Source organism: Candidatus Binatota bacterium (assembly GCA_012960245.1).
In the GTDB taxonomy this organism is placed as follows: domain Bacteria; phylum Desulfobacterota; class Binatia; order UBA1149; family UBA1149; genus UBA1149.
This window is the reverse complement of the sequence record DUBO01000036.1, coordinates 1-24113: the sequence shown is the minus strand read 5'-3', so window position 1 is coordinate 24113 and position 24113 is coordinate 1. Positions and strand designations below refer to the sequence as shown.

At 60.1% G+C, this 24113-nt stretch carries 23 protein-coding genes, 2 tRNA genes and 2 rRNA genes; 11 read left to right on the top strand and 16 right to left on the bottom strand.

Annotation, left to right across the window (positions count from 1 at the left end; all coding sequences use genetic code 11):
* Position 1: 1 nt before the first annotated feature.
* The 7 genes from rpsF to ispE form a co-directional block, all read right to left on the bottom strand.
* Positions 2–625, bottom strand: coding sequence for a 30S ribosomal protein S6 (gene rpsF, locus EYQ35_05850; GenBank protein HIF63658.1), 624 nt, complete (start codon positions 623–625; stop codon positions 2–4).
* A gap of 10 nt (positions 626–635) precedes the next feature.
* Positions 636–2690: a sodium-translocating pyrophosphatase gene (locus tag EYQ35_05845; protein HIF63657.1), complete on the bottom strand. Its 2055-nt coding sequence runs from the start codon at positions 2688–2690 to the stop codon at positions 636–638.
* Between the two features lie 97 nt (positions 2691–2787).
* Entirely contained in the window at positions 2788–3381 is a 594-nt protein-coding gene (locus tag EYQ35_05840; GenBank protein ID HIF63656.1) for an aminoacyl-tRNA hydrolase, read from the bottom strand.
* Between the two features lie 24 nt (positions 3382–3405).
* The gene (locus EYQ35_05835) at positions 3406–4080 is read right to left on the bottom strand and encodes a 50S ribosomal protein L25 (protein HIF63655.1); all 675 of its coding nucleotides are present in this window, start codon (positions 4078–4080) and stop codon (positions 3406–3408) included.
* A 12-nt stretch (positions 4081–4092) separates the two neighbouring features.
* Positions 4093–5040 carry a ribose-phosphate pyrophosphokinase gene (locus EYQ35_05830; protein ID HIF63654.1) on the bottom strand — a complete coding sequence of 316 codons (948 nt, stop codon included), beginning with the start codon at positions 5038–5040 and terminating at the stop codon, positions 4093–4095.
* 94 nt (positions 5041–5134) lie between these two features.
* Positions 5135–5208: transfer RNA gene (locus EYQ35_05825), tRNA-Gln, on the bottom strand.
* Complete coding sequence (gene ispE / locus EYQ35_05820; protein ID HIF63653.1) at positions 5209–6159, bottom strand: 4-(cytidine 5'-diphospho)-2-C-methyl-D-erythritol kinase; 951 nt, start codon at positions 6157–6159, stop codon at positions 5209–5211. It abuts the tRNA gene before it with no gap.
* Here ispE and EYQ35_05815 point away from each other — a divergent pair.
* From EYQ35_05815 to cysC, 5 genes are all read left to right on the top strand, one after another.
* Positions 6144–6929 (top strand): inositol monophosphatase, encoded by a 786-nt coding sequence (locus EYQ35_05815; GenBank protein ID HIF63652.1) that lies wholly within the window; start codon positions 6144–6146, stop codon positions 6927–6929. The genes ispE and EYQ35_05815 overlap by 16 nt on opposite strands.
* 37 nt (positions 6930–6966) lie before the next feature.
* A tRNA-Arg gene (locus EYQ35_05810) sits at positions 6967–7042 on the top strand.
* Between the two features lie 119 nt (positions 7043–7161).
* Positions 7162–7359 (top strand): 30S ribosomal protein S21, encoded by a 198-nt coding sequence (gene rpsU, locus EYQ35_05805; GenBank protein HIF63651.1) that lies wholly within the window; start codon positions 7162–7164, stop codon positions 7357–7359.
* Between the two features lie 250 nt (positions 7360–7609).
* Positions 7610–7792 (top strand): hypothetical protein, encoded by a 183-nt coding sequence (locus EYQ35_05800; protein ID HIF63650.1) that lies wholly within the window; start codon positions 7610–7612, stop codon positions 7790–7792.
* Between the two features lie 121 nt (positions 7793–7913).
* Positions 7914–8525: an adenylyl-sulfate kinase gene (cysC, locus tag EYQ35_05795; protein HIF63649.1), complete on the top strand. Its 612-nt coding sequence runs from the start codon at positions 7914–7916 to the stop codon at positions 8523–8525.
* 15 nt (positions 8526–8540) lie between these two features.
* Here the strand turns inward: cysC and EYQ35_05790 are convergent, their stop codons facing one another.
* Both EYQ35_05790 and EYQ35_05785 read right to left on the bottom strand, forming a co-directional pair.
* Entirely contained in the window at positions 8541–9317 is a 777-nt protein-coding gene (locus tag EYQ35_05790; GenBank protein HIF63648.1) for an SDR family oxidoreductase, read from the bottom strand.
* Between the two features lie 17 nt (positions 9318–9334).
* A complete protein-coding gene (locus EYQ35_05785) occupies positions 9335–10633 on the bottom strand; it encodes a glutamine synthetase (GenBank protein HIF63647.1) in 1299 nt (432 codons plus the stop codon).
* A 43-nt stretch (positions 10634–10676) separates the two neighbouring features.
* On the opposite strand from EYQ35_05785, the gene EYQ35_05780 reads away from it, so the two are divergent.
* From EYQ35_05780 to EYQ35_05755, 6 genes are all read left to right on the top strand, one after another.
* On the top strand, positions 10677–11624 hold the full coding sequence (locus tag EYQ35_05780; protein ID HIF63646.1) for a TonB-dependent receptor: 948 nt from the start codon (positions 10677–10679) through the stop codon (positions 11622–11624).
* 244 nt (positions 11625–11868) lie between these two features.
* Positions 11869–12795, top strand: a complete 927-nt coding sequence (locus tag EYQ35_05775; protein HIF63645.1) for a hypothetical protein — start codon at positions 11869–11871, stop codon at positions 12793–12795.
* Positions 12795–13703: a protoheme IX farnesyltransferase gene (cyoE, locus tag EYQ35_05770; protein ID HIF63644.1), complete on the top strand. Its 909-nt coding sequence runs from the start codon at positions 12795–12797 to the stop codon at positions 13701–13703. The genes EYQ35_05775 and cyoE overlap by 1 nt, the downstream gene beginning before the upstream one ends.
* On the top strand, positions 13640–14671 hold the full coding sequence (locus EYQ35_05765) for an ABC transporter ATP-binding protein (protein HIF63643.1): 1032 nt from the start codon (positions 13640–13642) through the stop codon (positions 14669–14671). The genes cyoE and EYQ35_05765 overlap by 64 nt, the downstream gene beginning before the upstream one ends.
* Positions 14668–15456: a multidrug ABC transporter permease gene (locus EYQ35_05760; GenBank protein HIF63642.1), complete on the top strand. Its 789-nt coding sequence runs from the start codon at positions 14668–14670 to the stop codon at positions 15454–15456. The genes EYQ35_05765 and EYQ35_05760 overlap by 4 nt, the downstream gene beginning before the upstream one ends.
* 4 nt (positions 15457–15460) lie before the next feature.
* Positions 15461–16093, top strand: coding sequence for an SCO family protein (locus tag EYQ35_05755; GenBank protein HIF63641.1), 633 nt, complete (start codon positions 15461–15463; stop codon positions 16091–16093).
* 11 nt (positions 16094–16104) lie between these two features.
* Here EYQ35_05755 and EYQ35_05750 read toward each other — a convergent pair whose 3' ends face one another.
* The 7 genes from EYQ35_05750 to EYQ35_05720 all read right to left on the bottom strand — a co-directional run.
* Positions 16105–17217 (bottom strand): acyl-CoA dehydrogenase, encoded by a 1113-nt coding sequence (locus EYQ35_05750; GenBank protein HIF63640.1) that lies wholly within the window; start codon positions 17215–17217, stop codon positions 16105–16107.
* 10 nt (positions 17218–17227) lie between these two features.
* Positions 17228–18403: an acyl-CoA dehydrogenase gene (locus tag EYQ35_05745; GenBank protein HIF63639.1), complete on the bottom strand. Its 1176-nt coding sequence runs from the start codon at positions 18401–18403 to the stop codon at positions 17228–17230.
* Between the two features lie 96 nt (positions 18404–18499).
* On the bottom strand, positions 18500–19081 hold the full coding sequence (locus tag EYQ35_05740; protein ID HIF63638.1) for a hypothetical protein: 582 nt from the start codon (positions 19079–19081) through the stop codon (positions 18500–18502).
* Positions 19082–19092: 11 nt separating this feature from the next.
* Positions 19093–21393 carry a nitrite/sulfite reductase gene (locus tag EYQ35_05735; GenBank protein HIF63637.1) on the bottom strand — a complete coding sequence of 767 codons (2301 nt, stop codon included), beginning with the start codon at positions 21391–21393 and terminating at the stop codon, positions 19093–19095.
* 71 nt (positions 21394–21464) lie between these two features.
* Entirely contained in the window at positions 21465–23231 is a 1767-nt protein-coding gene (locus EYQ35_05730) for a hypothetical protein (GenBank protein ID HIF63636.1), read from the bottom strand.
* A gap of 223 nt (positions 23232–23454) precedes the next feature.
* Positions 23455–23568: ribosomal RNA gene (rrf, locus tag EYQ35_05725) — 5S ribosomal RNA — on the bottom strand.
* A 169-nt stretch (positions 23569–23737) separates the two neighbouring features.
* Positions 23738–24113 (bottom strand): 23S ribosomal RNA (locus tag EYQ35_05720); the annotation flags it as partial.

Here is a 24113-nt window from a genome sequence, read left to right as displayed (position 1 = left end):
TTCAGTCGCCTCTCACTTCTTTATCGCCGCTTTCAACGTTTTCTCCATCGGCCGCTGGAGCAGGGTCGGCCTGCGCCGCTGGAGCGGGGTCGGCCTGCGCCGCTGGAGCAGGGTCGGCCTGCGCCGCTGGAGCAGGGTCGGCCTGCGCCGCTGGAGCATTGCTGGCGGCCTCACCCCCTGCTTTCTTTTTTTCGGGGGCGGCAGCAGTTGAAGCTGTAGCCTCACCTCCACGAGGGGAGGAATCACCGCCGCGGGGGCTTCGCCTGTCATCACGGCCTCGGCGATCGTCCCTGTAATCCCGGTCGCGGGGGGGTTCTGCCGGTCTCTCCTTGGGCAGCCCTGTGTGATCCTGCTGTACGCTGATATAGCGCAGCACGCCGTCAGCAATACGCAGGGTGCGCTCCAACTCAGCCACCACAGCCGGTTCGGCCTGGTACTCGAGCAACAGGTAGCGGCCGTCGGTCTGGTCCTGGATCGGGTAGGCCAACTTGCGCACTCCCCAGTCGAGTTCCGTATCGACGGTGCCTCCGTTGTCCTTGACAACCGAAACAAAGCGCTCGCGCAAGGCTGTGGCCTCGTCACCGAGCAGGGTAGAAATAACGATCATGGTTTCGTAGGCTCTCATGCTTCCTCTCTCACACCAGCAGTGGTGCGATAACCAACGACACTATTGACATCAACTTGATGAGGATGTTCATCGACGGGCCCGACGTGTCCTTAAACGGGTCGCCCACAGTATCTCCAACGACCGCCGCATGGTGCGCGGGGGTTCCTTTATGTTCGCCTTCAATGGCACCGGTTTCAATTGCCTTCTTGGCGTTGTCCCAAGCACCACCGGCGTTGGCCATCATCAGCGCCAACAGCACTCCTGCCAGAGTGGCACCGGCGAGCATTCCACCCAGCGCCTCGGCCCCCAGGATAAAACCCACAGCGACCGGTGCAACCACCGCCACAACGCCCGGCAGGACCATTTCCTTGAGCGCGGCGCGGGTCGATATATCAACACAACGGGCCGAGTCGGGCTTGACGCCTTCCTTGCCCTCAAGCAGGCCCGGGATTTCGCGAAACTGACGGCGAATCTCCTCAACCATCTGCGCCGCCGCCTTGCCGACCGAAGTCATCGTCAGGGCTGCAACGAAGAACGGCAGCACACCGCCGATGAACAGACCGATGACCACGGTGGGCTCGGTTATCACGATCAACATCGGCTCGATGCCCTGGGCCGCCCTCACGTGGTTGACAGCCATCGAGTAAGCCGAAAACAGCGCCAACGCCGTAAGCGCAGCCGAACCAATAGCAAAACCTTTTCCGATAGCAGCTGTAGTGTTGCCTATGGCGTCGAGGCTGTCGGTTATCGCTCGTACGTCCGGGCCAAGTCCGGCCATTTCCGAAATACCGCCGGCATTATCAGCCACCGGGCCGTAAGCGTCTACGGTCATGGTCACGCCAACCGTCGCCAACATTCCTACCGCCGCGATTCCGATACCGTACAGTCCGGCAAAATCGTTGGCCACATAAATGGTGATGCAGATGACCACAACGGGGAGAGCGCAGCTTTCCAGCCCGATCGCCAGGCCGTTGATGATGTTCGTGGCCGCACCGGTTTTCGACGCATCGGCGATGCGCCGCACTGGCGGGCCCGCGGTGTAGTACTCGGTGATCAGGCCGATAAGGATACCGCCTACCGATCCAACGACGACGGCAAGCCAGACCCCGGTGGCGATGTTACTGCTGTTGACGAGCATAAAAGCGCCCAGCAACAGCAGGCCCGCCGATATGAAGGTGGAGTAGCGCAGTGCCGCCGCCGGACCGATGCTCTTGAGCACCCTCATCGAAAAGATACCGACCACCGAAGCCGCCAGTCCCAGCACTGCCAGCGCAAGGGGAAACATCATCAAATGAGTCCTCGCGGCCTCTTCACTGGCTGCGCCACGAGCGATATCGAGCACCCCGGCGGCGGATAGGGTCGCCGCGATCGCCAGGGTCGCTATCATCGAACCAACGTAGGATTCAAAGATATCAGCCCCCATTCCCGCCACGTCTCCGACGTTGTCACCCACATTATCGGCGATTACACCGGGGTTGCGCGGGTCGTCTTCGGGAATACCGGCTTCGACCTTACCTACGAGGTCGCTGCCTACGTCGGCTGCCTTGGTGTAAATGCCACCTCCGACCCGGGCAAAAAGCGCAATTGAACTGGCGCCCATCGCGAAGCCGTTGATCACCGCTGCGTTCTCAGGGTTGCCGTAGAAGCTGAACAACACACCGACGCCTATCAGGCCCAGGCTAGCGACAGCCAGTCCCATGACGGCCCCTCCATTAAAAGCTACCAGCAGTGCCTTGTCCTGGCCGCCATCCCGGGCAGCCTGGGACGTACGCACGTTAGCGTTGGTGGCCGAGGCCATTCCTGCCAGGCCCGCTACCATCGAGCAGCCAGCGCCAGCAACAAAGGCATAGGCCGTGTCGGGGCCGAGCTTCCAGTATAGAAGTGCAAAAACAGCCAGTTCAAAGACAACCAGGATCTGGTATTCGCGCTTGATGAAGGTGATCGAGCCTTCCTTGATCGCCTGGGCGATCTCAACCATTTTTTCGTTGCCGGGGCTTTCTTTCTTGACGGCGAAAAACAATACGCCCGCCACTCCAAGGCCCAGTACCCCCGCCAGCCATGCCAGATCAATCAAAAGATTCATTACCAGTATTTCCTCCTGTCATTTTCCCGTCGAACTCCGTACCACCGGTATTTGGCCCGGCGATCTCTCGTTCGACTTTCTACTGCAACGGCCGATTTCAATCGCCCGTATCGCTCCCCTTACCACCCAGGTCCACGCTGTTGAAACGGTTCATGGCGACAACAAAGCCCGCCCCGAGGGCAACCGACAGCGCATCAGCAGCAACACCCGCGATTTTTTTCACAAGAGCCTTCTCGCTCTCGTCAAAATCGCTCAGCAGGTAATCGCTCAATTCGCTGTCTCCCGGTTTTCCAACGCCTACTTTAACCCTGCCAAAATCCGTCGTCCCCAGCTCCTCTATCACCGACTCCACACCCCGGTGACCACCACTGCCACCTCCCTGACGCAACCGTAACCGGCCGAGCGGAAGGTCCGCGTCGTCATAAACGACCACCACGTTTTCTTCAGCTATACCGAGTTCGTGGCAGCCTGCGCTTACGCTCCTGCCACAGAGATTCATGAAGGTCTGGGGCTTCATGATCAACACCTCGGTACGGCCCGACTTCGCGGAAACCGTCAGCGCCTCGTATCTTTGGCGCCGGATGCTCGCCGACAAACGTTCTGCGAACGTGTCGACTACCTGGAATCCCAGGTTATGCCTTGTGTCCTTGTATTCCTCTCCCGGGTTGCCAAGTCCAGCGATGCAGTACATATGCCGTCACCAACCCGTCCTGCCTCAGGAATCGTCGGCCTTCTCGCCGCCTTCGCCGGCGGCAGCCGCGTCTCCCTCGGCTTCGCCCTCGCCTTCGCCCTCGCCTTCGCCGAGCTCCGCTGCTTCCTCTTCGACCACTTCTTCTGCAATGGGAGGACTTACGGTCACGACGGTGAAATTATCCGTAAAAAGCAGCTCAACGCCTTCGCCGACAACCAGGTCCTCTGCGTGCAGGACGTCGTGAATGTCCAGCGCGCTCACGTCGACTTCTATAGATTCAGGAAGAACTGCAGGCAACGCCCTTACCTCAACTTCCCTGACAACCGGCTGCAGGATGCCCCCGTTGACGACTCCAACCGGTTTGCCGGCAAAACTCAGCGCCACGTTCGCAGTGATCGGAGCAGCCAGATCAACGCGTAGAAAATCAACGTGCAAAGTCTCACCGGTAACCGGATGGTGCTGACTTTCCTTGATGAGCACGATGGACTCGTTGAGGCTGGAGTCCGCCGAGTTGAAGCGGATTAGATGGGCCCCCTTCGAAGCCAGCCCGCTGCGGTCGAACTCCCTGGCGTTGACCTGCACCGATATCTCGCTTTCGCCCTGGCCGTAAAAAACCGCTGGGATCAAGCCATCGCGCCGAAGCAGCCGCGATTTTATGGAGCCCTCGCGTCGTTTAACTTCCAATTGTACGGTTCGCATATCCTCTCCTGTCTACTCGAAAAGCGAGCTTATAGATTCCTCGTCGTGGGTTCTTCGGATAGCTTCGGCGATCAGGCCCGCTACCGACACGACCCGTATTCGATCACACCCCTGCACTGATTCGGTCGCCGCTATGGTGTCGGTTGTCACCAGCTGTTCGAGTGCCGACGAGGCAATTCTCTCCACGGCCTCGCCCGAAAGCACACCGTGAGTACAGCAAGCCAATACACCGACAGCGCCAGCTTCCTTGATCGCGTCGGCAGCTTTGCAGACCGTTCCAGCCGTGTCGATCATGTCGTCCACGATCACTGCCACACTGCCCTCAACGTCACCGATCAGCCGCATTTCTTCGACCTGGTTGGCCCTCACGCGGCGTTTATCAATGATGGCAAGCCCAGCGTCCAGGCGCTTGGCGAAAGCCCTGGCCCGCTCCACGCCCCCGGCATCGGGAGAAACCACGACGATTGGCCTGTCGCCGACCAGCGACATGATCTCGGGCTGAAGTACCGGGGCGGCGTAGAGGTTGTCCACCGGGACGTCAAAAAACCCCTGTATCTGGCCGGCGTGCAGCTCCATCGTCATCACACGTGAAGCCCCGGCCGTGACAACGAGATCGGCTATGAGCTTGGCGCTTATGGGTACCCGCGGGGCAACCTTGCGGTCCTGCCTCGCGTAGCCGTAATAAGGGATAACCGCCGTAACCCGCTTTGCCGAAGCGCGCTTCAAGGCGTCCAGCATCAACAGCAACTCCATGATGTGATCGTTGCCGGGAGTAGAGGTAGACTGGATGACGAAGACGTCACCACCGCGAACGTTGTCGTTTATTTCGATGAGGACTTCGCCGTCGCTGAAACGGCGCACGTCGGCGTTCCCGACCTGGGTGCCCAGCTTCTCGGCAACACTCGACGCCAGACCAAGACTGGCGTTACCAGAAAAAATAAGCAGTTCGTCTCTAGCCAGCGAAGCCAATGGTATTCCTCTCTATAAACAAATCATCCATCCATCGCCTCGCGGCGCTACGGTCCAGTCTGAAACGGTCCGGTCAAAAACAATGCTGGGCGGGAAGGATTCGAACCTTCGCATGCCGGACCCAAAATCCGGTGCCTTAACCAGCTTGGCTACCGCCCACTAAGGACGTCCTCCCGGCGAACGTCTGAGGATCCTCGTTACAAACACCCTCACAGGCCGAGCAAAAGTACACGCGGCCCGCCGCGCGGCCCTGCCGTCCCTGAACAAGCCGACCACGGCTGACCCTGAGCCCGACATAACCGCTGCCGAAGCGCCAACCGCCATCAACAAATCAACGGACCTGGAGACCTCCGGAAAGCTGTCGCAGACTCCCTCTTGAAGGTCATTAACCAGCAGCCCCTCAAGCGCGGCACCGCGCTTGAGTGAACGCAGGAGCCTAGTTCCAGCCCCCCTTGAAGTCAAGCTTTTCACGGCGTTGGAGAAGGCCCACGCTGTGTCTACTCCCAGCGGCGGAACCACCACCAGCAGGCTGCCCCGGTAAGGCAGGTCTATGAAGCTGAGCCGCTCTCCCACCCCCCTGGCCATCGCAGGCCGGCTGGAGACAAAAAACGGAACGTCAGCGCCCAGTTCCAGCGCCAGCCGGGCTACAGTGGGCGCGGCCAACTTCCTACCCAGCAACCCCGGCAACACCCGCAGGACCGCAGCGGCATCACTGCTTCCACCGCCCAGCCCCGCCTGGCTGGGAATTCGTTTTACCAGCCGGATACTCACCGCCGCTGTTTCATCCAGGTGCTCGAGCACAGCTTGTGCAGCTCTTGCCGCGATGTTGGCAGCGCCCCCCGGCACCCCCTGGTCTCCGCTCACCGTACAGCAAACCTCGATGTTTACGCTCGGGCGCACCTCAACGTGGACGTCGTCGTATATGGCCACGGGTACCATGAGGGACTCGAGCTCGTGGTAGCCGTCACTGCGCCTGCCCACCACCCGCAGGCTGAGATTCACCTTCGCAGGCGCCCTCACCGCCCTGCTCACTGCTGATTCCCCCGACACCAGCCCCAACTTGACCGCCTCGGGCCGCCGTGACAACAAGCGCCATGCCTGAACAGACAGAACTCGCGCGGCAGCTGGCGCGAGAAGCCGGAAAAATCATCCGTGATTCGCTGCCCCTGAAAAAAGAAATCTCACATAAAGCGGCCGTGGACCTGGTTACCAACGTTGACCTCAAGGCCGAGAAAATCATCGTCGAGGGCATAGCCCGGGCTTTTCCCGATCACGCAATAGTCGCGGAAGAAAACCACTTTGATCGCTCCGACCATGACTGGTGCTGGTACGTAGACCCACTCGACGGCACCATCAACTACGTCCACGGCATCCCACACTGCTCGGTATCAATCGCGCTACTGCACCGGGGCGCACCCGTTGCGTCGGCCGTATACGATCCTTTCAGAGACGAGATGTACCATGCCCGGGCTGGTGCGGGCGCCTTTCTCAACGACAGCCCCGTAGCGGTGTCTCCCACCGCAGCGCTGGAAGACTCGCTGCTGGTTACCGGGTTCCCCTACGACCGTCGCGAAAACCTGGGTCTATACCTGCCCTATTTCGAGCACTTTCTGGTCAATGCCAGGGACGTCAGGCGCTTCGGATCCGCCGCACTGGACCTCTGCTACCTGGCCTGCGGCCGCTTTGACGGTTTCTGGGAATGGAAATTACAACCCTGGGACACGGCAGCCGGGTGGCTTGTTGTTACCGAAGCTGGAGGTACCGTAACCGACTTCAACGGCGACGCGTATGACCCGTGGAGCCCACGCGTGCTGGCCAGTAACGGACTGATCGAGCAGGAGTTCATAGCCCATATGGGCAGAATTGCTGCTGGCAGTTAGCCGGCGGACGTTGTAAAGCAGGCCCCAGGCGACCAACGCCCTCGTAGCTCAGGTGGATAGAGCACCGGCCTCCGAAGCCGGTTGCACAGGTTCGAGTCCTGTCGAGGGCACCACTCACCGGGCCCCCCGGACACCAGCCCCCCCGGGACTGCCGCTGTTGGTCGAAAGTTGACAAGATCCCCCTTTCCAGACTACTCTCAACTGTTCTGGCGCCGGGAGGGCAGCGCTTATTATGGAAGTTCAAGTCGAAGGCTCGCTGGAGCGAGCAATAAAGATCCTTAAGAAGAAGATGGCATCCGAAGGTGTCTTCAAGGAAATGAAGCTGCGTTCTTTCTACGAAAAGCCCAGCGTCAAGCGAAAAAGAAAGCGCGAAGAAGCGGAGCGCAAGCGCCGCAAGGCCATGCGACGCGCCCAACGCACTCGGCGCTGATCGTACCCCGTCCTCGCAGCACCTCGCGTCGCAGTACAGCTCCAGCCCCCCCAATGCCTCCCGCAAAGGCCCCCCGCTCCTGCCCGGGCCTGCTGCCCGCACCGCTTGACCCGGCAGCTCACATGCGTTAAGTACGCGCAATATCGACTGAAAACGGTACGCGAGAAAACGCCGGGCATTGTTGTTCGGCGAAACCCCTGCAGTTGGTTCCATGTTCGGAGCTGACAGCGGTAGCGGAGAGGATGTGGTGATGGAACTGCCCAGTTGTAAGAAGTGTGAGAACGGACTCCTCGTCCCGCTCTCCGACTACGGAACTGAAGGCGCGTCTGTCATGTATAAGGCGTGGGTCTGCATCAACCCCGACTGCGGTTTCTCGATCCGGGTCGATAAGGGACAGGTTACCTTCGGTCGCAAGATCGAGAGTCCCAGGTAGCCCCGGAAGCGCCGCCAGGCGTTTATCGGGATTTTCGAATAAAAACTGACCGCCTCGCCGCAGGCAGTCTTACAGAGTGAGCGATGCCGAAAAATCGGAACGCCGGAGATAAAAAACAAGCATGACGCAGCCTAAGTCCGAGAACATTGTCTGGCACGAAACTACAGTCTCAAAAACCGAGCGAGAAAAGATCTCGGGCCATCGCGGTTGTACCGTCTGGCTCACCGGGCTGTCGGGCTCCGGCAAGTCCACCCTTGCAAACCTGCTCGAAAAAGCGCTCTGGGAGCGCGGAGCGCGTGCCTACGTGCTCGACGGCGACAACGTCCGCCACGGCTTGAACAAGGACCTGGGCTTTTCTCCCGAAGATCGTGCAGAAAACATCCGGCGTATAGGCGAAGTCGCCGCCCTCTTCACCGAGGCCGGAATCATCAATGTCACCGCCTTCATTTCGCCCTACAAAGGAGACCGGGACAAGGTTCGCGAGATCATGTCCGACGGTGATTTTGTAGAAGTGTACGTTAAATGCGACCTCGACGAATGCGAGAAACGCGATCCCAAGGGCCTGTACAAGAAGGCCCGCGCCGGGGAGATACCGGAATTCACTGGAATTTCAGCGCCTTACGAAGAGCCTGACAAAGCCGAGTTGATCGTCGACACGACCTCGCAGAGTGAGGAAGACTGCCTCCAGGCCCTGCTCTCCTACCTCGAAGAAAAAGGTTACCTGGCTGCCTGACCGGCCCAGCGCTCGTCAGGACTCCGGAGTCACGTAGGCGGCGGTTATTCCGCCGTCTACGGTGAACTCGGTACCCGTCACAAAACTCGAATCGTCCGAAGCCAGGAAAACAACTGCCCTGGCTATTTCGCCAGGTTCGGCCAAGCGACCCGCCGGGATATGAACCAGGCGGCGTTGCCTCGCTTCGGGGTCGCGTAACAGCTCAGCCAGCAGGGGCGTGTTGACCGGCCCCGGGCACAAGGCGTTGGCCCTGATGCCCTTGCGTGCATATTCAACCGCAATCTCACGCGTCAGGGCAAGCACCCCGCCCTTGCTTGCCGTGTAGGCGCTTTGCGAAGTAGCTGCGCCCATCAGCGCAACAAACGACGCGGTGTTAATGATCGATCCGCCGCCGCATCTCAGCATCGCCGCTACCGCGTACCTGCAACCCAGGAAAACTCCCTTGAGGTTGACGTCCATCACGTGGGCCCAGGTCTCTTCGCTGGTTTCAAGCACCGAGCCATCGTCGCCGGGGAAGATCCCGGCGTTGTTAAAAACAACATCCACCCTGCCCCAGGTCTGCTCGCAGAGGTCTATGGTGTTTTTGACCTGTGCCGCCACGGTCACGTCCAACTGGCTCGCAATCGCAGTGCCTCCCTTTTCGACGGCAAGCGCGACGATTTCTTCGAGGCCATCGGGCCGCAGATCGGCAGCCACCACCCTTGCGCCACGGGCGCAGAACTCCAACACGGTTTCGCGGCCGATACCGCCCGCCGCACCGGTTACGACACAAGCCTTGCCTTCCAGTTGCATACTCTCTTTGCCTTTTGTCAGCCGCGTTCAAGGAAGCGGCGACGCTCCCAGTTAGGAACCACCGGCCTCGACTTCTCAAGTTCGACCTCGGCAAAACGAAGGTAGTGATCCCTGACCTCCGCACCGAAAGAAGACAGGATAAAAGCACTGTCGGCAAACTCTTTCATGGCATCCTCCAGGCAAAGTGGCAGGGTCGCGTGGTCGGCCGACTGGTACAGGTCCCCACTGAGGGCCGAGGGCGGCTCGATACGGTTTCTGATGCCGTCCAGGCCCGCGGCCAGGGTCACCGCCATCACGAGGTAGGGATTGGCATCTCCACCCGGGACCCGGCACTCGACGCGCAGCGCGTCGCCACTGCCCACCAGGCGATAACCAGCCGTCCGGTTATCCCAGGACCAGCCAACACCGGTCGGCGCAAACGTTCCCGCTACGAAGCGACGGTAAGAGTTGGTGTTAGGGGCGTACCACAACGCGCATTCGCGGGCGTGTGCCACGAGGCCGCCGATATACCAGCGGAACAGGTCGGAGCAACGAGCCGGTGTTCCCGGCAACTCGTTATCACCACTGAAGAGTGCCTCACCAGTGTCGACCGACCAGAGGCTCGAATGCAGGTGCATGCTGTTGCCAGCGAGATTTTCGTGGAGCTTGGCCATGAAAGTAACCGAGACATCCTGCGATGCGGCGATTTCCTTGGCAGCTTGTTTGAATATCGAGTGCCTGTCGGCCATTTCGAGCATACCGGTGTAGCGAAGGTTGATCTCGTGCTGCCCCGGGCCCCACTCCCCCTTGCTCGATTCGACCGGCACACCGGACGCGTCCATTGCACGTCGTATCGCTCCGATGACCGGCTCCTCGCGGGTAGCGTGCATGGTGTGATAGTCCTCCACGTACCAGCCGGAAGTACGCGGTTCACCGAAGTCCCGCGCCTCAGCCTCGTCGTAGCTTTCACGCAAGAGAAAGAACTCCAGCTCCGAACCCGCACGGGGGTCATAGCCAAGTTCGCGGGCGAGCCCTATCTGCCTTGAGAGTATGCGGCGCGGCGAGATCTCCACGGGCGCTTCGTCGGCGGGACTCGCGAGGTCACACAACACCAGGGCCGTGCGATCCTGCCACGCGGCCAGCCTCAGGGTCGAAAGGTCCACAGTGGCGTGAACGTCACCGTACCCTTTGTCCCAGGACGACCACTCGTAGCCCGCGACGGGGTCCATCTCCATGTCACAGGCAAACAAGTAATCGCAGGCATGAAGGCCTCCCTGGAGAATATCGGAGAGGAAAAAATGCCCGGTATTGCGCTTGCCGACCAGCCTTCCGTACATATCCGGAAAGACCGTGAGCACCGTGTCTACGCTACCATTCTCTATGAGCCCCGTAAGCGTCTCTATGCTCAAAGCGCTGCCAACTGACCAGCCTTTTTCAGTTTCGCCCACAAGGCTTATTCGCCCGTCAGCGCGGCGATTGCAAGCCCTCGAGCGGCTTGATTATACTGCCGCAACTGCTAATCAGGGTGCCGCGGCAAGCCATCCGCGCCTGCAATGTCCGGCGAGGCACGCAAACCGCAATCCACAGTATCCAGGAGAGGAAAAGATGATGAATTTACTGCTTAAGAGCATAGCCGTGACTGCCGTGACAACAGCCATGCTGTTGGCCGGGGGCGTGCATATCGCCGATGCCGGGGGCTCGATTACCGGCACCGTGAGCTTTGAAGGAGACGCCCCCTCCAGAAGGCCTATCAGGATGTCTGCTGACCCCACCTGTGATGCTGCCAACCCCGACGGGCGACTCGGCGATGCGATACTGATTGCCGACGGCAAGCTACAGAACGTTTTCGTCTACCTGAAAGAAGGCGTGAGCGGCACCTTCGAAAAGCCCACCGAAATGGTCAAGATCGACCAGAATGGCTGCATGTACGCGCCGCGGATAGTGGGAACAATGGTCGGGCAGACGATCGAAATCACCAACAGCGACTCGACTCTCCACAACGTTCACTCAATGCCCAAAGAGAGCAAACAGTTCAACAACGCGATGCCGATCAAGGGGATGAAAATCAAGAAAAGATTTACCGCGCCCGAGATCATGGTGCGAGTAAAGTGCGACGTGCACCCGTGGATGGCTGCCTGGGTCGGCGTACTAGATCACCCATTCTTCGCGATCTCTGCAGCCGACGGTACTTTTACCATCGCGAACGTACCCGCTGGAACCTACACCGTCGAAGCCTGGCACGAGAAATTTGGGACCCGCACTGCGAGCGTCACTGTTTCCGAGGGCGGAAGCGCTGGTTCGGACTTCAGCTTCGCGAGGGCGAACTGACCCTGCTCGTAGCCCGGTCCGGCCCACGGTCGGCCCGGGTTACCGCGCGGTGGATCGGGGCCGGCTGAAGTGACCGCCGTCTTTTCGCTCAGCTGTGTCGCTTTCCTGCTACTCACCGCCACGATACTGACCCGGATACTCAGGCCCGGCACTCCCGAGATCCCATCGCAACTAGCGTGGACACTGAGCCCCGTGTTGATCGTCCTCATCGTCGCGCTGATGTTCCAAGCGCGTTAGGGCCAAGGTGAGCGAGTTATCGACAGGCAACCTTCCCGACCGTAAAATTCGCGTACTCGCGGTAACCGCCCTGCTGATGGCCTTTGTTCTCGTTGTCGCGGGTGGACTGGTAACCAGCCGGGACGCGGGCCTGGCCGTGCCCGACTGGCCGCTTTCCTACGGCGGCGTCAACCCGCCCCGCTGGTACGAAATCGACAACGTACGCACCGAGCACGGGCATCGCTTGATTGCCGCCTCCGTGGCCGTCGTGACCTGCCTGCTCGGGATGTCCCTGTACCGCAACGACACGCGCAAATACGCCCGTATTCTCGGCCTGGCCGCCATAGCCGCCGTACTGGCCCAGGCGCTGATGGGAGGGTTGAGAGTAATCTGGCTGTCACTGGACCTGGCCATGGTTCACGGTTGGTTTGGACAGGCCTTCTTCGGAATTCTGGCTGCCATTGTCACGGTCACTTCCCCCTCCTGGGTGAACGATGAAGCGATGGAAGACCACACCCCCCTGCAACTTCCGGGTATCATCATGTTGAGCCTGATAGGCCTCCAGTTGGCCATCGGGGTCTCTCTTCGCCACATGCCCGGTTCGGAGGGCGTGCTGGCACATCCTTTGTTTTACCTGCACCTGCTTATCGGTCTGTGCGTACTCTTCGCTTCGTTCAGATTGGCCAAGCAGGCAAGCCAAACAGGCGGAGCGGCTGGGCGAACGACCCGGCGACTATGCGGGCTACTCTGGTTACAGGTTGGCCTCGGTCTCGCTACCGCCACGCTGCTGCAGCTGGGCGGTCAGCAAGGAAGCGCAGGGCTCGCACTCTCGTGGCTCCCAACCTTGCACGTCGCGGTAGGTGCCGGCGCCCTGGGGCTGGCGGTCACCGGGCTGCTGTACGCCTACAGGCTCCCTTTACAGCGGGGTGAGCGGCTGGTGGCGGATATCAACTGATGACCAACGTAGCAGCCGTAGAAGGATCGTCTGCCGGCCCCGAGCGCGGCCGCGGTTCGGTGTACCTTGAGCTGATCAAGCCTCGCATCGTCACGATGGTGGTTTTGACCGTGCTGGTCGGCTACCTCGCGGTCACCGGACTCCACGACTTCGAGATCGCCGCGCTGCTTCACGTAATTATCGGCACCTGTCTGTCCTGCTCGGGCGCAGGCGCTCTCAACCAGTACCTCGAGCGAAGCAGTGACGGGCTCATGGCGAGGACCCGCTTTCGGCCACTGCCCGCCCAGCTGATAAGCGAAAAATCCGGAATGGCTTTCGGCCTCGTCACCTCGATTGTCGGCGTGGGTTACCTGCTGGCCTTCGTTAACCCGGCAGCGGCACTGGTTAACACCATCACCCTGGGTTCTTACCTCGCGATCTACACGCCGTTGAAAAAATCCTCGAGCCTGTCGACCCTGATCGGCGCGATCCCGGGTGCGCTTCCGCCCGTGATCGGCTGCGCAGCAGCGGGCGACGCGCTGGGTCGGGAATCCCTTCTTCTTTTTTCAATTCTTTTTCTCTGGCAAGTTCCCCACTTTCTTGCCATCGGACTTCTCCACCGAGACGATTACAGAGCCGCTGGGTTTCCCACCTTGCAGGGCATCGACAGCGACGGGAGTGCATCGGGACGGCAGATGGTTCTTTACTCCGCGGCCCTTCTGCCAGTGACGCTGGCAGTGGGAAGCGCTGGCTACTCGGGGCCTGTTTTCTTTATCTGTGCCCTGGTCTTCGGCCTGGCCTACCTGGCGGCTTCGGTGTCCGCGGCAAAAAACCCCAGCCAGCTGGAAGCCAGGCGCCTGCTTCTATGCTCGGTGGCCTACTTGCCCTTGCTGCTGGCGTCCTACCTGTTAGACAGGGTAGCAACGTGACGCCGCCTTCACACGACACTGAAGAAAACCCGTTGCTCGAAGTTAAAAACCTGTCCTATTCATACGGAGACACGGTAGCCCTCGACGATGTATCCTTCACCGTACAGCCGGGGGAGATATTCGGCCTGCTCGGGCCTAACGGCGGCGGTAAGACGACGCTGTTTAAAATTCTCTCGACGCTGTTTCGCATACAGACCGGCGACGCCTGCATCAGGGGCAGGTCCATACAAGAGGACAGCCTGGCTGCACGCTCAGCCCTCGGTGTGGTCTTCCAGAACCCCAGCCTTGATCGCAACCTCACTGTCAAGGAAAACCTCAAACACCACGGTCACCTGCTCGGCATGCGAGGGGCAAAACTAGCCGAAGCCAGCGAGTCTGCCCTGGAACGCCTGGGGGTTACTGAGCGATCCAATGACAGGGTCGACACCCTGTCGGGTGGTCTGGCAAGGCGGGTTGAGCTCGCCAAGGGCTTGCTCAACAAACCGCCGCTGCTGCTACTGGACGAACCGTCGACCGGACTGGACCCAGGCGCCCGTCTCGACCTGTGGCGCTACCTCAAGGACTTGAGAAAAGAACAGGGAACCACCGTGATCCTGACGACTCACCTGATGGAAGAAGCCGAATCCTGCGATCGATTGGCGATCATCGACCACGGTCGTTTCGTGGCCATCGGCACACCTCAGGGCCTGCGCTCAAGAATCGGCGAACGAATACTCTCGCTGCGCTGCGAGGACCCTGAGAGTTTCGCGGCAGTGGTCTCCCGCGAATACAAGGTGCAGCCCTTAATTGTCGAGGGCCAGTTGCGGCTTGAGAATATTTCGCCCGAAACCCTGATCCCCCGCCTGTTGCTGGACCATGGCGACAAGATACTCGGCCTCAGCATGGAGCGGCCCACCCTGGCCGACGTGTTCGTGCACGAAACCGGCCACACCTTCTGGAAGTCTGAGCAGGGAGTCGACCCGTCGTGAACCGATTGTTGGCGGTATACACCCTCGCGCTGCGCGAAGTCGTTCGTTTTGTCAGGCAGAAGAACAGGGTCTTCGGTGCGCTCGCACAGCCTGTACTGTTCTGGATTATTTTCGGAGCGGGCCTGAGCGCATCCTTTTCCCCTGGAGTCTCGGCTGGTCAGGGCTACAACGAGTACTTTTACCCGGGCACGGTAGTGCTGGTACTTCTGTTCACGTCGATCTTCTCGACGATCTCGATCATAGAGGACCGCAATGAGGGTTTTCTCCAAGGTGTGCTGGTAGCCCCGGTCGGTATAGGCAGCGTGGTAGCCGGTAAGGTGGTCGGTACTACGATCCTGGCGCTCATGCAGGGCGGGATAATGCTGGCGCTGGCGCCCCTGGCAGGCCTCCCATTAGACCTCGGCCAGGTCGTCGCCGCCATGCTGGTACTGGCTTTCATAGCCATTGCGTTGACCGGTGTTGGAATATCGATTGCCTGGAACATGAGTTCTACGCAGGGCTTTCACGCAATCATGACGGCTTTCCTCATGCCCATGTGGTTTCTTTCGGGCGCCTTTTTTCCTGCCAACGGTCTCCCTTCCTGGCTCGCAGCGATGCTGGCCGTGAACCCACTGACTTACGGACTGGCTACTTTCCGTTACGCTCTTTACGAACCCGGCAGCCCCGCTCTCGCCAACCTGCCCTCGCTTCCTGTCTCTGCTGCAGCCCTGGGGCTTTTCGCCCTGGGAAGCGTAACGTTGGCTACTGCCCTTGCCCACCGTCGCCCCGCGGGGCCTGACAGTTAAATCCATGCCCACGAGTGCTTCTATCGTAGTTCGCCGTACGCTGATCGCGCTAGTAGCGCTAGGCCTGTTGGTATTCATCGCCCGCAACAAGCTCGCCGACGCCCCCGAGCTTCCGGTAATCAATGCGGTGCCCGCTTTTGAATTCACCGACCAGGCCGGGGCCGTCTATGGCAGCACGGAGCTCGAGGGTAAAGTCTGGCTAGCAAGCCTGCTCTACACCACCTGCCCCGGGCCCTGCCCACGTCTCGTAGGCCAACTGGGAAGGTTGATGAACAGCTGGAAAAAGCACGACCAGCTTCGTTTTGTTTCTTTCACTGTTGACCCGTCGCGCGACAGTCCTGGCGTCCTGTCCGATTATGCAACGGCCCACGACATCGACACTGGTCGCTGGGCTCTGCTCACAGCCGACGAAAGTGGCCTCTTCCCGTTCATTCGCCAGGCCTTCCTCGTGGAGGCAGCCACCGAGATCACCGACCTCGATGACGACGAAGTCGACCTGCTGGGCCCGATCGCCCATAGCCTGCACGTATTTCTCGTGGACGGAGATTCACGCCTGCGGGGAATCTACGACACCACCGACGAAACGGCCATGCGGCGTTTAAAAGGAGACGTGCCGCTGTTGTTGCGCAATCACTGACCGTTCGGTGGTCAGCCCGCGGCCAGCATCTTTCCGAGCGAGGCCAGGTGAAATTCGGCGCCACCCAGTGTGAGCTCAATCTGCTTGGACCACAGGTAGTAGCGGTGCAACGGGTAGTCGTTGTCTACCCCAGTACCGCCGTGCAGGTGCTGGCAGGCGTAGACGGCGCTGTGTCCGCCCTCTGAAGCCCAGTACTTGGCCACTGCCAGCGCCTCGTCGGCTGCTTCGCCTCGGTCCAGGCAACCCACAGCGTACCAGGTCGCGAGCTTTATGGCCTCGAGGTCCACGAACGCGTCGGCTGCCCTCTGTGCCACGGCCTGGAAAGAGGCCACCGGCTTACCGAACTGCTCGCGTGTGGAAGTATAATCTGCCGTCATACGAACTGCCCTCGCGACCACCCCCGCCTCGGTAGCGCAGAGACCCGCCATTGAGAAGCGGACCAGGTCGGCCACCGCCTTGCCGTCCGCAGGGCCGAGTGCGGACCGGTTGTCGACCACGGCACCAGAGAGATCCAGGCTGCTGCGAATTTCGCCACTGGTGGCTTCCTGGTCGCCCAGGACCACTCCGCTACCGGCCGGGTCAAGCAGGAACAAGCCCAGTCCCTGGCCGTCAACGCGGGCCGGTACCAGGATTCGCGCGGCGTGCTGACCGGCGCCTACCAGCTGCTTGTTGCCGTCCAGCCTCCAGTTTTTACCATCCTTGATGGCCGTAACCCCTGTATCGCAGGGGTCATCGCTGCAGGTTTCCGACAGGGCTGCGCTCAGCACCAATTCGCCTTTGGCAACAGCAGGGAGAAAATCAGCGAGCACGTCCTCTTCTGCGTGCGCAAGCAGCGTCAAGACACCCGATGCCAGGGTGTCGAGCAAGGGCACTGGCGCCACTGCCCAGCCCTGCCGTTCCAGGAGCACGCAGGTTTCGATTATTCCCAGGCCCTGGCCACCGTATTTTTCGGGGATAGCCAGGCCCAGCAGCCCGGCATCGGCCAGTGCCGACCAGAGAGCCTGGTCAAACCAACACCGCTGCTGTTCGAGCAACTTGAGCTTCTCGGGCTCGCAGAAATCGGTAAATATCTCCTCCGCCAGCTTTTCGACAGCCTGTTGTTCTTCTGTTAGCGAAAAATCCACTGCGTTCTTCTCAGCGCAAGCTACGCGGCATGCCCAGCCCCGCCATGGCTATGATGTCCCGCTGCACTTCGTTGGTGCCCCCCCCGAAGGTCAGGATGAGCATGGCTCGGTACATACGCTCGAGTCGCCCCCGAAGAATAAAGCCGGGGCTACCCGCCGGCAAGCTGCCGGTTAAGCCGGTCACCTGCAGGAGATCCCTGTAAATCTGGATATAAGATTCACTACCGTAAACCTTTACCGTCGACGCCTCGTCGAAACGAAAAGTGCCCTGCCCCATGTTCCAGGCCTGTCTCCAGTTGAAAAGTTTCAGTACATCAACGCGACACTTCACCCGTGCCAGGGTCGATTGGACCCAGGGGACATCAACCACCCGCCCACCCGAAGGCCGCCGAGTAGACCTGGCCCACTCCAGAGTCTCAAGGTAGATCCGCTCCGGGGTTCCAGAGGTAAACAGCGACACTCTCTCGTGGTTAAGCTGGTTGACGATGAGGGTCCAACCCATACCCGGCTCGCCCACGAGCGCGTCGGCTGGAACCCTGACGTTGTCATAGTAAGTCACGTTGGTCTTGATCTTCCCTATGGTCTCGATGGGGGTAATGCTGAAACCCGGCGAGCGTACGTCCACGATGAAGATAGAAATGCCGGCGTGCTTTTCGGCGTCAGGGTCTGTTCGGGCAGCCAGCCACACGTACTCCGAATAATCGGCGAGGCTGGTCCACATTTTCTGCCCGTTGATTACCCACTCGTCACCATCGCGCACTGCACTTGTTTTAAGCGAGGCGAGGTCGGTGCCCGCGTCGGCCTCCGAATAGCCGATTGCGAAGTGGATCTTACCCGCTGTAATGCGAGGGAGGTAGTCCTTTTTCTGACTCTCGGTACCGTACTCCATGATGGTAGGACCGACAGAATTGATAGTAAGAAACGGCAACGGAAACCCGGCTCTCTGGCATTCATCGGCGAACAGGAACTGGTCGAGTGGGGATCGCTCCTGGCCACCGTACTCCCTGGGCCAACCGATGCCGATCCAACCATCAGACCCCATTTGCTCGAGAGCCTTACGGTAGAGGGGGCCACCGCCCTCGCCGACCGAGATCTCGTCGATGAGCTCATCGTCAACCAGGCGTGCAAAGTACTCCCTGAGTTCTTCGCGCAAGGCCGACTGTTTTTCATCCAGTGTTATCTTCATGCTTCAAGGACCAGCCAGGAACCCCTGGGCGTATCGAATCGCACGCCTGCCGCATTGTCGCTGCCTTCAAGAGCCCAGACAAGGGCCGGGTTAAGTTTAAGCAAGTCTCGCAAGCAACTGGGAGGGTGAAAAGGGCTCGTCCACATCCACGCGCAAGGCGGCACGCTCACGGCCGCCCCCCAGTCGCGCAAAGCGAAACTTCGTCTCACCGTACAACTCTTTGCAAACCTTGCTCAAAACAGGCTCGAGTTCGTCGTAGGTCGCGTCGGTCGCAGGGGCGAGCAAGCGATCGTTGGCTATCAGCTCCCAAGACGAGCCGGGAAACACTCCCCCGTCAGACGCCTCGGCGTCCTGCCCGTACTGCTCGCAGGCCGCCAGCGCCAGTCGCATGATGCCCTTGATGCGCGAGCCGAGGACGCCCTCCTCCAATCCCCTGCTGTTGGAGTAAACCAGCCCGGGGGCTCCACTACCGGCCTCAAAGGAATATACTCCCTCGTGGGCGATCAGCATCAGGCCGGGACCGTCGGGTACGTGCGAATAGTCGGCGACGTCGATGAGAGTACCCTCGACGCTTCGTTTCTGGATCCAGCCGTGCAGCAGCGGAATCAGCTCAGCCGGCGCAAACTCGGTCCCGGCACGAGCGTGTAGCTTTATCGCGATTTTCTGGAGGGACTGCATGTCGAAATAGCTCAGCTGGCCTGGCTTTCGGCCGCCTTCTTTTCGAGCATGCGACCGTGGCAGGCATGCGCAGCCTCGATAAACAGTCGGGCCTCTTCCACCACGCGACGCGCTTGCTCGCCGGTTGAATCACCACTGCCCTGCTCGTAACGGTGAAAGAGATACTGAGCGAACTTGCCGCCAGCAAACCGATCAAAGAAAAGCTCGGTATCGTAGAACCTGCTACGGAACTCGCTCACTATCGAGTCGGGATCCTGTCCCGGGTCCGGGTTCTCGAGACGCACGAGGCCCTTGGCGGCTTCGAGCATCGATCGCAGCGCCGTCTGGTCTGCGCCATCAAAGTCCTTATCGTCGAGCAACACCTGGGCATCAAAGACCTGGCGCTCAGCCTCGGCGAGATCAAAATCAGTCTGGGCGACCACCTCACCGGCGCACTCGCCGACTCCCAGGTCCGACATCGTAAACTCCCGGGGATCGCCCCAGTCCGAGTAAAATTCCGGCCCGTCCTCGTAAGCAGGTACGGGCATGAGGTCTTCCAACAAGCCGCGGGCCTTCTTCTTGCCGATGCTTTCTATGAACTCGTTGAAAGTCCGGGCACCGTCCCGCTCGGCCAGATAGGCGTCCGACAAGCGCTCGACCACCAAGGGAATGGCCCGCGAAGGAACGGCGCCGACGGCGAGGCCGTAAGAACCCCCGTTGGATTCCCACTGGCCGCCCAGTACGACCTGAAAGTGAGGTACCGTGGTACCGGCCACCTTGCGACTGACACCGTAGAAACCGATATCGGCAACGTGGTGTTGTCCGCAGGAGTTGAAACAGCCACTGACCTTTATGTGCAAGCCCCGGATCGACTCGTCGAGCTTGTCATCGGCTTCGCGAAGTCGCCGTGAAAGTTCAGCTGTCAAGCCTCTAGAAGAAGCGATTCCCAGCTTGCAGGTATCCGTGCCCGGGCAAACGGTAATATCGCTTATGGTCCCAGCCCCGGCTGTCGCCAGGCCAGCCGCCACCAGCCCGAGGTACAGGGCCGGCAGCTCGTCATCTCGTACCCAGCGCAGGACAACGTTCTGCTCCACGGTTGTTCTCAATCGACCATTCGCGTACTCGCTACCGAGATCGGCCAGCTGGCGGGCCTGCCGCGAAGTCATATCGCCCAGCGGCAGCATGACGGTCACCACGCTGTAGCCGTGCTGGCGTTGGCCCTGCACGTTGTCTCTCGCCCAGCGTCCGTACTCCGCGCCGACATCCGTCACGGCCCCGACATCCGTCACCGCCCCGACTTCGCCGCGGGGCCCAGCTGGCTCGGCTTCGAACTCCGCGGTCGCCCCATCTACCCAGTTGGACCAGCTTTCATCCTCGCGAAGAACAGCGCGCTCCTCTTCTACGAGCCGCTTGAACTCCTCGAGGCCAATCCTGGCTATTAGAAACTTGATGCGAGCCCTGGCGCGGTTACGTTTTTCGCCCAGCCGCGCAAAGACCCTGACGATGGCTTGCGACAGCGGCAGAATCTCTTCGACGGGAACGAACTCTTCGAACAGCTTGGCGTCGTAGGGAATCGTGCCGAGGCCACCCCCGACCCACGCTTCAAACCCACGTCGGGTTCCATTCTCGTCGCTCCGTTCCCTGGCGATGAAGCCAAGGTCATGCATGTTAACCAGGCCGCAGGCCTTGCCTGCGCATCCCGAGAAAGCGACCTTGAACTTACGACCAAAATCCTGGGCGTCGGGGTGACCGAGGAGGAAATCGGCCATGGCCAACGAGTATGGAGTAACGTCAAAGGTCTCGTCACTGCACACGCCGGCAATGGGACAGGCAGTGATGTTCCTCACCGTGTTACCGCAGGCTTCCCTGCTGGTGATGCCGACGGCACCCAGCCTGCGCATCAGGTCCGGTGTGTCTTCTATGTGAATAAAATGAAGCTGAAAATCCTGCCGCGTAGTAACGTGCAGAATACCATCCGAGTATTCCTCGGCGAGATCGGCGAGCACTTCGAGCTGTTCGGGGGTCACTCCACCGAAAGGAATCTTGATGCGCTGCATCCCTGGGGCATCCCAGGCGGTGTCGGGGCCCTTGGTCAGGGAAGCCGACGGAAACTCGATGGCACGAACCGCCACACCGTCATGGCGTTGTCCGTTATCATAGCGCTGGCCGTAGACGCCGCGACGCAAGCGGGTTTCGGCGAAGACTTTCTCGTCCACCTTGTCCTGCCGGCGCAGCTCAAGCTGGGTCTCAAACGCGTCTATCTCGTCGGCAAGGGCCGCGTCGAGCCGCCCCGCAAGCGCGTCCTTCCATTTAACCTTTTTCTCCGCGGCCACGTCCACACCATCAATCCAGGCATGGTAGCTGCCGCAGGCCGACTCAACAAGTCAGGTCCGGCCCCCGAAACTCAGTCGTCATCAAGAACTATGGCCTGGGCCCCATCTCCCGTTATAATTCCCGAGGGCTCCTCGGCTGTCTGGACCGTGGCAAGCGCCCCTACGTGGTCCTCGAGATTAAAGTTTGAGCAATCGAAAACCTCACCCGGTTTCGCAAATTCGGGTACTGAATCCGCCGGCGCTGCGGTTCCGGCGCAGTGGTTGGTTATCTGGGTGGTCGCTGCCCCAGTGGTAAACACCTGTGTGGTGATCGCCTCACTTGAGTAGTCGGCGGCCGAGCAATCTACACCGTCGCCGGCCACGGTAGTCACCCTGGCAGTGCAGCTGAGCAAAGCGGCTCCCACGCCACTGTCGCTGACGTTGACTCCGGTTGTGACCACCTCGCTGTTTCCGCTGCCAACACCAACGCCTTCACACGCGTTACTGCAACACACGTCGCCCGGACCACCAGGGCAGTTGCCGCTGCCGTCCTGCACACAAGCACCTGCGGCGGGAGCGAGGCTATCGAGTCCAACTATGATATCGACGTTTACACCACCACCGCAGTGGAGCGTCCCGGAACAGGAACTGTACTCGGTGCAAAGAGTCTCATCGATGGGTTGTACGTAGACCGTGGAAAAATACGGTGCACCCGCGGCCAACGACAAGGCAACATCACCCACCCCGTCCATAAGCCCGCCCTCAAGCGTCAGCGATCCAGTCGGGGTAGAAAACTTGGCTCCACCAGCCAGCGAAGAGTACATACCACCAGCGGGTCCGAGCGAAAAAACCCTCGTTCCCAGCGCTGCTCGCGCCGCGCAATTACAACCGGAGCACTCCTCGTTGATGGCGCAGTCACCATCTGTCTCGCAGGTCTCGCCAATATCGACTACGCCATTGCCACACTGGCTGCACGCGCAAGCCACGCACACCTCCCCGGCACCAACGCAGTCGACGTCGGCCTCGCAAGTCTCGGCTTGATTTACGGAGCCGTCGCCACAGAACTCGGCAGGTGGATTAACCAAGGCTGGCACGCAGAGAATATCTTCTTTCTTGGTATCCTGGAAGTGCCCGATCAGCGAGTCATTGGTATAAACAAAGATCCGCTTGGTGTGCTTGGGTTCGCCCTTATCGGGCTTGGCTTGCAGGCAGAGCAAATGGCCGTCAGCTGATTTCACTCCGGCCCCATCTTTGTCCACGGCCAGGCACAGCAACTTCACTTTTTTCATCCCAAAGTTGCGTGAGCTCTCGAATTGATCCGACACCGCGGCCGCCGCCGGCGAAAAGTTCGGAGTACCCTTGGTCTCCTTGGCCTTGTAACACTTGTAGTGGTCAACGCCGTGCAGTCCAAAAAGCGGGGCGGGCAGCGCCCCACCCGAAGGATTCAACGCGGCAGGTATCAGCAGTCGGTCTTCCTTTTTGGTGTCCAACGTCACAGTTCCGAATTCGGAAACGACCACCACCCCTGTCTGCTTATTATGCTTGGCCGCGCCCTTGGTGGTTTTGACCTGGTAAGGGGTCAGGTGAGTAACCGCGTCTTCAGCAGCAACACCGTCAACGCTGGCCGGCAGACAGAGCCCGCGCTCTTTGAGCACACCATAATCAGAGTTATCGAACTGGTCGACGAGGGCTGTAGTGAGCCCGGTTTTTTTCACCGAGGGGTTGAACTTGGAAACCTTGCTCTTGTAGCAGAGATAGTTGTCCGGGAGATCGTAAGGGCCGTTCTGGGCTTGCACCGGCAAAGCGATGACCGAAGTCGAGACCAAAAGGGCACAAGCTATTCGAATTATTGACGGCATGACTTTTCTCCCCGGGCCAACAGGCCCCTGGCCGAACTGCCCGCAGGCAGACTGCTCCGGCTACTATAGAAATTCAGCCATGCTCTCGTCAAGAGAAAACTCACTTACCGCGCCCAATACCCCCCCGAATGGGTGGGCATCAAGAGAATTAAAGTGGCCGGGAATGAAATGCTAGACGCAAAAAGGCCCGGGCGTCGAAGATGACACCCGGGCCTCAAGTAAATTCCGGCAGCGTCCTACTCTCCCACACGCGCAGTGCAGTACCATCGGCGCAGGAGGGCTTAACTTCCGTGTTCGGGATGGAAACGGGTGAGACCCCTCCGCTATAGCCACCGGAAAACTACCGCGCCGGTTTCCTCAAAGACCAAGTCCCTCGGGAGGTGAATCCCTGGAGACAGGGTCGTCATCAGACGACCGGCGCGGAGACAATCCGCGACACAGACAGCGCGACAAAGCGCATTTTATATCAAGCGAGCTTACTGCTCGTTACAGCGGCTGATCAACAAAAAAAGAAGATCAAGCCTCACGACCGATTAGTACCGGTTAGCTCCACGCATTGCTGCGCTTCCACACCCGGCCTATCAACCTCGTCGTCTACGAGGGGTCTTCAGGGGCTCTAAAGCCCAGGGATACCTAATCTCAAGGGGGGCTTCCCGCTTATATGCTTTCAGCGGTTATCCCGTCCACACGTAGCTACCCGGCAATGCCACTGGCGTGACAACCGGAACACCAGAGGTGTGTCCATCCCGGTCCTCTCGTACTAGGGACAGCTCCTTTCAAGTATCCTACGCCCACAGCGGATAGGGACCGAACTGTCTCACGACGTTCTGAACCCAGCTCGCGTGCCACTTTAATCGGCGAACAGCCGAACCCTTGGGACCT

Coding starts and splice junctions, on each gene's coding strand:
- EYQ35_05755 (HIF63641.1), top strand. CDS start 15,461: ATGCCCACGAGTGCTTCTATCGTAGTTCGCCGTACGCTGATCGCGCTA.
- EYQ35_05835 (HIF63655.1), bottom strand. CDS start 4,080: ATGCGAACCGTACAATTGGAAGTTAAACGACGCGAGGGCTCCATAAAA.
- EYQ35_05765 (HIF63643.1), top strand. CDS start 13,640: ATGCTCGGTGGCCTACTTGCCCTTGCTGCTGGCGTCCTACCTGTTAGA.
- EYQ35_05730 (HIF63636.1), bottom strand. CDS start 23,231: ATGCCGTCAATAATTCGAATAGCTTGTGCCCTTTTGGTCTCGACTTCG.
- rpsF (HIF63658.1), bottom strand. CDS start 625: ATGAGAGCCTACGAAACCATGATCGTTATTTCTACCCTGCTCGGTGAC.
- EYQ35_05785 (HIF63647.1), bottom strand. CDS start 10,633: ATGTACGGAAGGCTGGTCGGCAAGCGCAATACCGGGCATTTTTTCCTC.
- cyoE (HIF63644.1), top strand. CDS start 12,795: ATGACCAACGTAGCAGCCGTAGAAGGATCGTCTGCCGGCCCCGAGCGC.
- EYQ35_05815 (HIF63652.1), top strand. CDS start 6,144: ATGCCTGAACAGACAGAACTCGCGCGGCAGCTGGCGCGAGAAGCCGGA.
- EYQ35_05780 (HIF63646.1), top strand. CDS start 10,677: ATGAGCCCCGTAAGCGTCTCTATGCTCAAAGCGCTGCCAACTGACCAG.
- EYQ35_05845 (HIF63657.1), bottom strand. CDS start 2,690: ATGAATCTTTTGATTGATCTGGCATGGCTGGCGGGGGTACTGGGCCTT.
- EYQ35_05800 (HIF63650.1), top strand. CDS start 7,610: ATGGAACTGCCCAGTTGTAAGAAGTGTGAGAACGGACTCCTCGTCCCG.
- EYQ35_05840 (HIF63656.1), bottom strand. CDS start 3,381: ATGTACTGCATCGCTGGACTTGGCAACCCGGGAGAGGAATACAAGGAC.
- EYQ35_05740 (HIF63638.1), bottom strand. CDS start 19,081: ATGCAGTCCCTCCAGAAAATCGCGATAAAGCTACACGCTCGTGCCGGG.
- rpsU (HIF63651.1), top strand. CDS start 7,162: ATGGAAGTTCAAGTCGAAGGCTCGCTGGAGCGAGCAATAAAGATCCTT.
- cysC (HIF63649.1), top strand. CDS start 7,914: ATGACGCAGCCTAAGTCCGAGAACATTGTCTGGCACGAAACTACAGTC.
- EYQ35_05745 (HIF63639.1), bottom strand. CDS start 18,403: ATGAAGATAACACTGGATGAAAAACAGTCGGCCTTGCGCGAAGAACTC.
- EYQ35_05790 (HIF63648.1), bottom strand. CDS start 9,317: ATGCAACTGGAAGGCAAGGCTTGTGTCGTAACCGGTGCGGCGGGCGGT.